The organism is Citrobacter sp. Res13-Sevr-PEB04-36, from assembly GCF_015672735.1.
GTDB lineage: Bacteria > Pseudomonadota > Gammaproteobacteria > Enterobacterales > Enterobacteriaceae > Citrobacter.
This window is the reverse complement of the sequence record NZ_JADABY010000007.1, coordinates 1-12,205: the sequence shown is the minus strand read 5'-3', so window position 1 is coordinate 12,205 and position 12,205 is coordinate 1. Positions and strand designations below refer to the sequence as shown.

General features: G+C 54.9%; 10 protein-coding genes. 2 read left to right on the top strand and 8 right to left on the bottom strand.

Going from position 1 to position 12,205, the window contains the following annotated elements:
* Window positions 1-45: 45 nt before the first annotated feature.
* From panC to thpR, 8 genes are all read right to left on the bottom strand, one after another.
* A complete protein-coding gene (panC, locus tag IMQ48_RS01865; RefSeq protein ID WP_196207676.1) occupies window positions 46-900 on the bottom strand; it encodes a pantoate--beta-alanine ligase in 855 nt (284 codons plus the stop codon).
* 11 nt (window positions 901-911) lie between these two features.
* A complete protein-coding gene (panB, locus tag IMQ48_RS01860; RefSeq protein ID WP_096758264.1) occupies window positions 912-1,703 on the bottom strand; it encodes a 3-methyl-2-oxobutanoate hydroxymethyltransferase in 792 nt (263 codons plus the stop codon).
* 120 nt (window positions 1,704-1,823) lie between these two features.
* Window positions 1,824-2,315 carry a 2-amino-4-hydroxy-6-hydroxymethyldihydropteridine diphosphokinase gene (folK, locus tag IMQ48_RS01855; protein WP_196207675.1) on the bottom strand — a complete coding sequence of 164 codons (492 nt, stop codon included), beginning with the start codon at window positions 2,313-2,315 and terminating at the stop codon, window positions 1,824-1,826.
* 110 nt (window positions 2,316-2,425) lie between these two features.
* A complete protein-coding gene (pcnB, locus tag IMQ48_RS01850; RefSeq protein WP_370551825.1) occupies window positions 2,426-3,823 on the bottom strand; it encodes a polynucleotide adenylyltransferase PcnB in 1,398 nt (465 codons plus the stop codon).
* A 71-nt stretch (window positions 3,824-3,894) separates the two neighbouring features.
* Window positions 3,895-4,791, bottom strand: coding sequence for a tRNA glutamyl-Q(34) synthetase GluQRS (gene gluQRS / locus IMQ48_RS01845; RefSeq protein ID WP_196207673.1), 897 nt, complete (start codon window positions 4,789-4,791; stop codon window positions 3,895-3,897).
* A 72-nt stretch (window positions 4,792-4,863) separates the two neighbouring features.
* Window positions 4,864-5,319 carry an RNA polymerase-binding protein DksA gene (gene dksA / locus IMQ48_RS01840; protein WP_196207672.1) on the bottom strand — a complete coding sequence of 152 codons (456 nt, stop codon included), beginning with the start codon at window positions 5,317-5,319 and terminating at the stop codon, window positions 4,864-4,866.
* Between the two features lie 178 nt (window positions 5,320-5,497).
* Window positions 5,498-6,202, bottom strand: coding sequence for a DNA/RNA nuclease SfsA (gene sfsA, locus IMQ48_RS01835; protein ID WP_196207671.1), 705 nt, complete (start codon window positions 6,200-6,202; stop codon window positions 5,498-5,500).
* A gap of 12 nt (window positions 6,203-6,214) precedes the next feature.
* Window positions 6,215-6,748: an RNA 2',3'-cyclic phosphodiesterase gene (gene thpR / locus IMQ48_RS01830; RefSeq protein WP_196207670.1), complete on the bottom strand. Its 534-nt coding sequence runs from the start codon at window positions 6,746-6,748 to the stop codon at window positions 6,215-6,217.
* Between the two features lie 73 nt (window positions 6,749-6,821).
* Between thpR and hrpB the strand changes: the two genes are divergently transcribed.
* Together hrpB and mrcB are read left to right on the top strand one after the other, a co-directional pair.
* Window positions 6,822-9,254, top strand: coding sequence for an ATP-dependent helicase HrpB (gene hrpB, locus IMQ48_RS01825; protein ID WP_196207669.1), 2,433 nt, complete (start codon window positions 6,822-6,824; stop codon window positions 9,252-9,254).
* A gap of 163 nt (window positions 9,255-9,417) precedes the next feature.
* Entirely contained in the window at window positions 9,418-11,955 is a 2,538-nt protein-coding gene (gene mrcB, locus IMQ48_RS01820; RefSeq protein WP_196207668.1) for a bifunctional glycosyl transferase/transpeptidase, read from the top strand.
* Window positions 11,956-12,205: the final 250 nt, after the last annotated feature.

Genomic DNA, 12,205 nt, shown 5'->3' with positions numbered 1-12,205 from the left:
TTTGAGAATTTTCTCAGGCAGTATTGCCCGATTTTTAGCCCTTGTCTACTGGGCTAATGTAACGCTTTGATTGTCGATCAGACGCGCCTGACCCAGCCATGCAGCGACCAGAATCACCGCGCGTTTGCTGGTTTCGCTTAGCGCCAGTAAGGTATCGGCATCGCGAATCTGAATGTCATCGGCACGGAAGCCTTTTTCGTTTAGCTCCTGCTCGGCAATGGCAATAATTTCCTCCTGGTCGCGTTCACCAGCCTGTAATTTTTCCCCGATGCGGCTCATTACTTTGTATAAGCCAGGGGCGATCTTACGCTGCTCAGCCGTCAGGTAGCCGTTGCGTGAGCTGAGGGCTAAACCGTCTTTGGCACGAATAATCGGCACACCGACGATCTCAATGTCGTAACCCAGATCGGCCACCATTTTGCGGATCAGCGCCAGTTGCTGAAAGTCCTTCTCGCCAAAGCAGGCAATATCCGGCTGGATCAGGTTAAACAGTTTGCTGACGATAGTGGCAACACCGCGGAAGTGGCCAGGACGACTCGCACCCTCCAGCATGGTAGACAGCCCCGGAACCTCGACGTAGGTTTGGGATTCAGTACCTTGCGGATAGATCTCAAGCGCAGCCGGGGCAAAGATAACATCCACTTTACGCTTGTTCAGCTTTTCGCAATCTTCTTGCAGCGTACGCGGGTAACGCACCAGATCGTCCGGCCTGTCAAACTGCATGGGGTTTACGAAAATGCTGACGATGACCACATCCGCTCGGGCTTTGGCTTCATCAACCAGCTTCATATGACCATCGTGCAGGTTGCCCATGGTGGGAACTAACGCGATACGTTTACCTTCCTGACGCAGGCGACGGATATGCTGACGCAGCAGCGGTAGGGTTTCAATAATTAGCACACCTTGACTCCTTAATGGAAACTGTGTTCTTCACCCGGGTAAACGCCGGATTCAACCTCGGCAATATACTGCCGCACCGCGGCGCGCATGTCGCCTGCTTCATTGAGGAAATTTTTGGCAAATTTAGGGATATGGCCGCCGGTAATGCCAAACGCATCGTGCATCACCAGGATCTGACCATCGGTCACATTACCCGCGCCAATACCTATTACCGGGATGGACAACGCGTCGGTCACGCGTTTTGCCAACTCAACCGGAACGCACTCCAGCACCAGCAGTTGCGCACCTGCGGCTTCTAACGCCAGCGCATCGTCGAGCAGCGTTTGGCCCGCATCGCCACGGCCCTGCACTTTATAACCGCCAAAGATATTCACCGACTGTGGTGTTAGGCCCAGATGACCACAAACCGGAACCGCACGTTCGGTCAGCATTTTTACCGTATCAATCAGCCACGCGCCGCCTTCGATTTTGACCATATTGGCGCCAGCACGCATAACGATCGCTGAGTTTTCGAATGCTTGCTCTGGCGTGGCATAGGCCATAAATGGCAGGTCAGCCAACAAGAGACAGTTTGGTGCACCGCGACGAACAGCAGCGGTGTGGTAAGCGATATCGGCAACGCTCACCGGTAGTGTGGATTCATGCCCCTGAATCGTCATGCCCAGCGAATCGCCGACCAGCATGACATTGATCCCTTCATCGGCGAACAGTTTGGCAAAGCTATAGTCGTAGGCGGTGATTGTGGCGAAGCGCTTTTTCTCTTGCTTGCATTTCTGCAGCAAGGAAATGGTCGTCGGTTTCATAACATTTCCTGAGTGTGAAAGTCATATTTACCGGCATTCTAGCAGTCACATTCAGAGGGGCAATGGTTTTAAGCAACCGTTTAGCGCGAAAGCAGTAAACGCTAAAGGGGAGGGGAAAATTTACCAGTGGGCAGGTTTTGCTGCACCAAGGAGGGTGAGGTGGTGATGCAGGCGGGTACCGTCCGGGAAAGTCAGTTCCGGCGCGATTTCAAACAGCGGCCACAGCATAAAGCCCCGGTTTTTCATATCGTAATGCGGAATAGTCAGGCGACGGGTGTTAATCACTTCGTTGCCAAACAACATAATGTCGAGATCCAGCGTACGTGGACCCCAACGTTCGGCTTTACGTACCCGGCCCTGCTGTAACTCGATACGTTGAGTGTGGTCGAGCAGCGTTTCTGGCGTGAGCGTTGTTTCCAGCGCAACGGCGGCGTTCAGGTAATCAGGTTGATCCTGAGGACCTAATGGCGGCGTGCGGTAGAAAGAGGATACGGCGATGATCCGGCTGTCCGGGATTTCTCCCAGCGCCTGTACGGCAGCATTAACCTGCTCCAGCGGAGAGGCTAAATTACTGCCGAGGGCGATATATACCCGTTGTCTTTCAAGCTGCATCTGTGTTGGCTTTCCTCGCTCATCCCAGTCACGTACTGATGTACGTTCTTGGGTATTCGCTGTGTCGCCGCCTTGATGCAACTCGAAATCCGTTGGGGATACGGGATGGGTCACGCACTTCCCTCGCGGCGCGGCGCACGTTTACGCGGACGACGATGGCGACGGCGTGCATCTGGCTCTTCATCCAGTTCGTTCAGCATACCTTTTTGCTCTGGCGGAGCGGAAACCTGGAATTCACCCCACCACTGCGCCAGTCGCTGCAGTTCGGTGTTGTTTTCCACTTCAGCACGCAGCGCCAGCAAATCGTAGGCCGCGCGGAATTTCGGGTGCTCCATCAGCTTCCAGGCGCGTTTTCCCTGACGGCGGGACATGCGTAACTGAAGCTGCCAGATATCACGGGTAAGCGCTGTCAGGCGTTTAGGAATCGCCAGCGAACGGCACGCTTCGTCCAGTACGTCGTTCATCGCCAGGGCGAAAGCGTCGTAGTAGGCCAGGCCGCTTTCCTGAGCAATTTTCTGCGCCGCTTCCAGTAACGGGTACCAGAACATGGCGGCAAACAGGAACGCTGGATTGACACGCATATCGTTATGGATACGGGTATCGGTATTCTTCAGTACCTGGGCAATAATGCGTTCCATTGCGCTGTCACCGTCTTCGGTGAAATAGCGGGTAATGGTCGGGAACAGCGGCTGGAACAGGCTGTACTCACGCAGTTTTTTGTAGGTCTCAAAACCGTAGCCCGCCTGTAATAGTTTGAGCGCTTCTTCAAACAGGCGTGCCGGCGGAATATCGTTCAGCAAGGTTGCCAGACGCGGGATTGGCTCGGCGGTTTCCGGGCTGATGCGCATGTCGAGTTTTGCTGCAAAGCGGACGGCGCGTAGCATACGCACGGGATCTTCACGATAGCGTGTTTCAGGATTACCGATCAGGCGAATGACGCCGTCTTCCAGATCCTGCATCCCGCCGACGTAATCACGAACGGTGAAATCCGCTACGCTATAGTAAAGGCTGTTAATGGTGAAATCGCGGCGCTGAGCATCTTCTTCGATGGAACCGAAAATGTTGTCACGTAGCAGCATGCCATTTTGACCGCGCTGTGAGGTTGCACGGTCGGCTTCGCTGCCTTCATGGTGTCCGCGGAAGGTTGCCACTTCAATAATTTCCGGGCCAAACATCACATGGGCCAGACGGAAACGACGACCTACCAGACGGCAGTTACGGAACAGTTTCCGCACTTGATCGGGTGTCGCGTTAGTCGTGACATCAAAGTCTTTCGGCTTTTTGCCCAGCAAAAGATCGCGTACGCCCCCGCCAACCAGCCATGCCTCGTATCCGGCCTTATTAAGCCTGTACATTACCTTCAGGGCATTTTCACTGATATCTTTGCGGGAGATAGAGTGCTGCTCACGCGGGATTACCGTCATATGTGGACGGGCGATGGCAAGCTCGGCCTCGCGCTCCTCGCGGCTTAGCACCTTGCGGCAAAAATTAGCGACTCGGGTAAAAATAGTGCACCTCGGTAGTGTCAAACTTCAGTCAGAACAAGTGTTGCTGTGTAAAAATAGCGGCTAATCATAGCTCAGCAAGAGGCATTTGAGAATGCCGGATTTACATTCACTGAACCCGGCACTGTCGTAAGCGCCCAATTTTGCACCGCAGTTTGCAGTAATTCTTCTACGCTTAGCGCTTGCCACGGTATCGCTATGTCCTGTCCGAGGAAGCGCAACGCGTCGATAAGAACCGGGCGCGGGTCGCTTTGTGGCAGGGCAGGCGCATGATTCTGCTTAGAAAGTTTAGCGCCGTGTTCATTGAGCGCCAGCGGGAGATGAATGTAGTCCGGCACTGGCCAGCCGAACTGCTGATACAGCGAAATTTGGCGTACCGTGGGTTCGATGAGGTCCGCGCCACGTACGATTTCCGTCACGCCCTGAAAGTGGTCATCAACCACTACCGCAAGGTTATAGGCAAACAGCCCATCGCGCCGGTGGATGACAAAATCTTCCCGTGCAAGCTGAGGGTTGGCCTGAATCTCGCCGCGCAGACGGTCGTTAAAAAGCATGACCGGGTGGTGTTGCTTGATACGCACCGCCGCGTGCTCCGGCCCGTGGCGTAATGCGCGGCAGTGGCCGTCATAAATGCCGCCAATACTTTGAATGCGGGCGCGAGTGCAGGTGCAGTAATAGCTCAGATCCTGTTCTTGTAACCAGGCCAGCGCTTCACGGTACGCGTCATGGCGCTGAGATTGCCACAGTACCTCGCCATCCCAGTGCAGGCCGTAATGTTCCAGCTGACGCAGAATAGTATCTGCAGCACCGGGAACTTCACGTGGGGGATCGATATCTTCAATGCGCACCCACCAGATCCCGTGCTGCGCACGAGCCTGCAGGTAACTCCCGAGGGCGGCAATCAATGAACCAAAATGCAGTTCGCCGGAAGGGGATGGGGCGAAACGGCCAATATAGCGTTTGTCAGTCATGTTGGTGGATAACATAAAAGAAGAAGGCGGGAGAAACTCCCGCCTGTAGTAAACGTGGTACAAATGACGGGATTAACCCGCCATCTGTTTTTCGCGAATCTCAGCCAGCGTTTTGCAGTCGATGCACAGATCGGCTGTCGGACGTGCTTCCAGACGGCGAATACCAATTTCTACGCCGCATGATTCGCAGTAGCCGAAATCTTCGTCTTCTACTTTCTTCAGCGTCTTCTCGATCTTTTTGATCAGTTTGCGCTCACGGTCACGGTTACGCAGCTCAAGGCTGAACTCTTCTTCCTGTGCGGCACGGTCAACCGGATCGGGGAAGTTAGCTGCTTCGTCCTGCATATGAGTCACAGTGCGATCGACTTCATCCCTGAGTTGATTACGCCATGCATCAAGAATACGCCTAAAGTGCGACAGCTGGGCTTCGTTCATATACTCTTCGCCCGGTTTCTCCTGGTACGGCTCCACCCCAGCGATGGCGAGAATACTCAGGGACGATGTTTTACGGTTTTGCCCTTCTTGCATGTTGCTTCTCCTTAACACGCACTATCGATCCCCATGTTCGGGGGAAAAATCAGGTCGCTATAAATAGCAGATGCTTTTCCGGATAGCAATTATCTAAACGTTACACTTGACAACCCTGTGAGGAAAAGCGTATTTGCGCACGCGGCCAGAATACTAATTAATCCGTTTGTATACGCCATTACAACGTAATGGCTAATGGCTCTTTAAGAGTCATCCCGTGGGCAGAAAGTTCCGCTTTATATGCCAGAATTTCTACCCCCTTAAGCCGTGATTCGGCTAATAGTTGCGCATATTTTGCATCAATATGGCGTGCGGGTGAAAATTGTGTAATGGCTGAATGCAGCACCGCGAAAAATATTACCGCTCGCTTGCCCTCAGCCGCTACGCTCATCAATTCCCGAAGATGTTTCTGACCTCGTTCAGTGATGGCATCGGGAAAATAACCCTGATTTTTTTCCGCCAACGTGACTGATTTTACTTCAATATAGCAGTCAGGGCGGGAATCCGCCTGTAACAAAAAATCAATGCGGCTGCCTTCGGCGCCGTATTTTACTTCACTTTTCAACATGCTGTAGTTCGAAAGTTCTGAAATTAACAAATTCTGAATGGCTTCTTTCGTTAATCTGTTGGCCCACAGGGTGTTAACACAAATAAACGCACCGGATTGGGTTTGCGTTAATTCCCAGGTATGCGGGTATTTCCGTTTAGTATTTTCTGACGTTGAATACCAAACGGTGTCACCCGGTGTCGCGCATCCGGTCATCGCGCCAGTATTGGGGCAGTGTAGCGTTAACGTTGTACCGTCGGGTGTGATCACATCCGCTAAAAAACGCTTGTAGCGCTGAATTAAGGTCGCGCGTTGAAGTGGGGGAGAAAATTCCATGGCAATGTCCTTTTATTTTTCGCCAAGCGTCCAGCGTTGTAGCGGCGTGTAGCGCGTGCGACCGCGTTCAAATGAAGAGGCATAAAGTGCAAACTCGGTGACCGGAAATGACCAGCAAAAGCCCGGTGCCGGGATCGCGACCGCATGACCAGCATCGCGCAGCAGCGTGATATGCGGATGAAACGGCTGCGGGCTTTGGTAACATCCGCTGCGCGCGGCTTGCGCCCGCAGCATACTCGCTAACTGCAACAGCCCGCGAGGTGGCTGGCGCATTCCCAGCCATACGACGCGTGAGCGCAGCCATTGCCCGGCGTCATTCAGTGTTAGCGTAAAACCTGGCTGGCGAATACGCCCGGCCAGTTGCGACAGCGCCTGCTGCTTCTCAGCGCTGACCTCGCCTAAAAAGGCCAGCGTCAGGTGCAGATTGTCAGCCGCGACGGGGCGACCCGCTTCAGGAGGGAACTGTGCGGCTCGCCAGTGGATAAGCTGCTCCCGAACCTCGGCTGGCAATTCAATGGCAAAGAACAGCCTTTTTGGCTCAGACATGATGGATACTCGGTTATGAATTAACGCGATGCTACAATGCAGCGCGAAGAATGTTAACCCTCTGGAGTCATTTGTGACGTCGTTGCCCGTTGCCGCCGTAGTGCCTGAACTGCTTACCGCCCTTGATACCTCATCGCAGGTTCTGCTGACTGCACCCACCGGCGCTGGGAAGTCGACCTGGCTGCCGTTGCAGCTTCTTGCGCACAATGGCATTCAGGGGCGGATTATTCTGCTGGAGCCGCGTCGTCTGGCTGCCCGCAACGTGGCGCAGCGTCTGGCAGAGTTACTGAACGAAAAGCCCGGCGAGACCGTGGGCTACCGCATGCGTGCTCAACACTGCGTTGGACCGCATACCCGGCTCGAAGTGGTAACGGAAGGTGTGCTTACACGTATGATCCAACGCGATCCCGAGCTAAACGGCGTTGGGTTGGTGATCCTTGATGAATTTCATGAGCGCAGCTTGCAGGCTGATCTGGCACTGGCGCTGTTGCTGGATGTACAGCAAGGGCTGCGGGATGATTTAAAACTGTTGATTATGTCGGCAACGCTGGATAACGGGCGTCTGCAGCAGCTGTTGCCTGATGCGCCGACGATTGTCTCTGAAGGCCGTGCCTTTCCAGTGGAACGGCGCTATCAGCCGCTGGCTGCGCATCAGCGTTTTGATGAAGCCGTGGCGGTGGCAACGGCGGAGCTATTGCGCCAGGAGCACGGCTCGCTGCTGCTCTTTTTACCGGGCGTGGGGGAGATTCAGCGAGTGCAGGAACAGCTGGCCTCACGCGTAGGCAGCGATGTTCTGCTTTGCCCGCTGTACGGTGCGTTATCTCTTGCTGAGCAGCGTCAGGCGATTTTGCCAGCACCGCCAGGCTCGCGCAAAGTGGTGCTGGCCACCAATATTGCCGAGACCAGTTTAACTATCGAAGGTATCCGGCTGGTGGTGGACTGTGCGCAGGAGCGTGTGGCGCGCTATGACGCGCGCACGGGTTTGACGCGCCTGATTACCCAGCGTATTAGCCAGGCGTCGATGACCCAGAGAGCCGGGCGTGCAGGCCGTCTGGAGCCGGGTATTTGTTTGCATCTGCTGGCGAAAGAGCAGGCTGAAAGAGCGTCGGCGCAGGGCGAACCAGAGATGTTGCAAAGCGACCTGTCCGGCTTGCTAATGGAATTGTTGCAATGGGGATGCACTGACCCGGCGCAGTTAAGTTGGCTGGATATGCCGCCAGCGGCCAATTTGCAGGCGGCAAAGCGACTACTACACATGCTGGGTGCACTTGAGGGCGACAGGCTCAGTGCTGTGGGTCAGAAAATGGCGGCGCTCGGTAACGATCCGCGTCTGGCGGCGTTGCTGGTCCGTGCCACAGATGACAACGAAGCGGCAACGGCAGCAAAACTGGCGGCGATTCTCGAAGAGCCCCCGCGTGGGGGGAGTACCGACCTAACGGTGGCGTTTTCGCGCAATCAGCCGAACTGGCAGCAGCGTAGCCAGCAATTACTGAAGCGCCTGAACGTTCGGGGTGGACAGCCTGATAGCTCGCTGATCGCCCCGTTACTGGCTTCGGCTTTTGCCGATCGTATTGCCCGACGTCGTGGTCAGGAGGGGCGCTATCAGCTGGCTAACGGGATGGGGGCGATGCTGGACGCTGACGATGCGTCAGGGCGTCATGAGTGGCTTATTGTTCCTTTATTGCTGCAAGGCAGCACCTCGCCTGATGCGCGTATTTTGCTGGCCATGCCGCTGGATATCGATGCACTGATCCAAACATCTCCTGAGTTGTTGCAGCAGTCCGACACTATCGAATGGGATGAAAATCAGGGGACGTTAAAGGCATTGCGCCGTACGCAGGTAGGCCAGTTGACGCTAAAAGTGCAGCCGCTGGCTAAGCCCTCGGAAGAGGAACTGCATCAGGCGATGCTGAATGGTATTCGCGATAAAGGGCTAAGTGTGCTCAACTGGACGCCGGAAGCAGAACAGTTCCGACTGCGTCTGCAATGTGCGGCAAAATGGTTACCGGAATACGGCTGGCCTGCCGTGGACGACGCGTCGTTGCTGGCAACGCTGGAGAGCTGGCTGCTGCCGCATATGAGCGGTGTGCACGCTTTACGCGCGCTTAAAGCAGTAAATGTGGGCCAGGCATTGCGCGGATTACTGGACTGGTCAATGCTGCAACGTCTGGATAGTGAATTGCCCACACATTACACTGTGCCGACGGGAAGCCGGATAGCCATTCGCTATCACGAGGATAACCCACCGGCGCTGGCGGTCAGGATGCAGGAAATGTTTGGTGAAGCCAATACGCCGACCCTCGCACAGGGGCGCGTCCCGCTGGTGCTGGAACTGCTCTCCCCGGCGCAGCGACCGCTGCAAATCACTCGTGATCTGAGCGCGTTCTGGCAGGGGGCATATCGTGAGGTGCAAAAAGAGATGAAAGGGCGTTATCCCAAACATGTCTGGCCGGACGATCCGGCGAATACCGCACCGACGCGGCGGACGAAGAAGTATTCTGCCTGATGGCGCTGCGCTTATCAGGCCTACTCGCTCGAACGTAGGCCGGATAAGGCTTCAACCGCCATCAAGCATTAGGGCGGCAGTAAATTGAGAGATTTCTTCTTCTGTCGCTTGACGTAAGAACAGAGAATCAGGCCTTTGCGCCTGAATGTTGCGGAGAAAAAGCATGGCGGGGAATGACCGCGAGCCAATTGGACGTAAAGGGAAACCGACGCGTCCGGTGAAACAAAAGGTAAGCCGTCGTCAACTCAGAGATGATGAGTATGACGACGATTATGATGATGACTATGAGGATGAAGAACCGATGCCGCGCAAAGGTAAAGGCAAAGGGCGTAAGCCTCGTGGTAAACGCGGCTGGTTCTGGCTGCTGGTAAAACTGTCGATTGTCTTTATGGTGCTGATTGCCATTTACGGCGTCTATCTGGATCAAAAAATCCGTAGCCGTATTGATGGCAAAGTCTGGCAGCTGCCTGCGGCCGTGTATGGTCGGATGGTTAACCTTGAGCCAGAAATGCCTGTCGGCAAGAAAGAGATGGTGAAGTTGCTGGAGGCCACACAGTATCGTCAGGTCTCGAAGATGACGCGTCCCGGCGAGTTTACCGTGCAGGCGAACAGCATTGAGATGATTCGTCGTCCGTTTGACTTCCCGGACAGTAAAGAAGGGCAGGTGCGCGCGCGTTTGACCTTTGACGGCGATCATCTGGACACTATCGAGAATCTGGATAACAACCGCCAGTTCGGTTTCTTCCGTCTTGATCCGCGCCTGATCACCATGCTCTCTTCGCCCAACGGTGAACAGCGTTTGTTCGTGCCGCGTAGCGGTTTCCCGGATCTGCTGGTGGATACGCTGCTGGCGACCGAAGACCGCCATTTCTATGAGCATGACGGCATCAGCCTGTATTCCATTGGGCGTGCGGTGCTGGCGAACCTGACGGCAGGACGCACGGTGCAGGGGGCCAGTACGCTGACCCAGCAGCTGGTGAAAAACCTGTTCCTCTCCAGTGAACGTTCTTACTGGCGTAAAGCCAACGAAGCCTACATGGCGCTGATCATGGATGCGCGCTACAGCAAAGACCGCATTCTTGAGCTGTACATGAACGAGGTTTATCTCGGCCAAAGCGGCGACAATGAAATCCGTGGCTTCCCGCTGGCGAGCCTGTATTACTTTGGCCGTCCGGTAGAAGAACTGAGCCTTGATCAGCAGGCCCTGCTGGTGGGAATGGTGAAAGGGGCGTCGATCTACAACCCGTGGCGTAACCCGAAACTGGCGCTGGAGCGACGTAACCTGGTGCTGCGCCTGCTGCAACAGCAGCAGATTATCGACCAGGATTTGTATGACATGCTGAGTGCGCGTCCGTTAGGCGTGCAGCCGCGTGGTGGGGTGATCTCCCCGCAGCCGGCGTTTATGCAGATGGTGCGTCAGGAGTTGCAGGCGAAGCTGGGAGACAAAATTAAAGATCTTTCCGGCGTGAAGATTTTCACTACCTTTGATTCCGTGGCGCAGGATGCTGCAGAAAAAGCGGCGGTGGAAGGCATTCCAGTGCTGAAGAAACAGCGTAAGTTGAGCGACCTGGAAACGGCGATTGTGGTTGTGGACCGCTTTAGTGGTGAAGTTCGCGCCATGGTTGGTGGGGCTGAGCCGCAGTTTGCAGGCTACAACCGTGCCATGCAGGCGCGTCGCTCGATTGGTTCTCTGGCGAAGCCAGCGACCTATTTGACCGCCCTGAGTCAGCCGAAGCTGTACCGCCTGAATACCTGGATTGCTGATGCGCCAATTGCGCTGCGTCAGCCAAACGGTCAGGTGTGGTCTCCACAGAACGATGACCGTCGCTACAGCGAAAGCGGGAAAGTGATGCTGGTGGATGCGCTAACGCGCTCCATGAACGTGCCGACCGTCAATCTGGGCATGGCGTTGGGGCTGCCCGCGGTCACCGATACCTGGGAGAAACTGGGCGCACCTAAAGATCAGCTTAACCCGGTTCCGGCCATGTTGCTGGGGGCATTGAACCTGACGCCAATCGAAGTGGCACAGGCGTTCCAGACGATTGCCAGCGGCGGTAACCGCGCGCCGCTATCGGCTCTGCGTTCGGTGATTGCCGAAGACGGTACGGTGTTATATCAGAGTTTCCCGCAGGCCGAACGCGCCGTGCCAGCACAGGCGGCGTATATGACGCTGTGGACCATGCAGCAGGTGGTGCAACGCGGTACCGGACGTCAGCTTGGCGCGAAGTATCCGGGCCTGCACCTGGCAGGTAAGACCGGGACCACCAACAACAATGTGGATACCTGGTTCGCCGGTATTGACGGCAGCCAGGTGACTATTACCTGGGTGGGGCGCGATAACAACCAGCCTACCAAGCTGTATGGTGCGAGCGGGGCGATGTCGATTTACCAGCGCTACCTGGCAAACCAGACACCAACACCGTTAACGCTGACGCCACCGGAAGATATTGTGGATATGGGCGTTGATTACGACGGTAACTTCGTGTGCAGCGGCGGGATGCGCACGCTCCCTGTGTGGACCAGCGTTCCGGATTCGCTGTGCCAGCAAGGCGAGATGCTGCAGCAGTCGGGCAATCCGTTTGAACAGTCAACGCCGCCGCAGCAGCCTCAACAGCAGCAACAGCAACAACCGCCGCAGCAAGAGAAGAAAGACGGCGACGGCGTCGCAGGCTGGATCAAAGATATGTTCGGCAGTAATTAACATATCGAGTTACGCGAAAGCCATCTCATTCCCTGAGATGGCTTTTGTTTTTTGTGTTTATGTTATGTTGATTGGCATTGGTGGTGTGAATGTTAATTTTATTAAATTACGCTTTAATAAAATCTAAGTTACTACGATGCAATTAATGAAAACAACGAGTTGAATACAAAACATTCATCTTGGCAATGAAATGGGTATTGGTTTTAATATTGTAAATAGGATAGATTTATAATCTATTATCCTGGAGGTT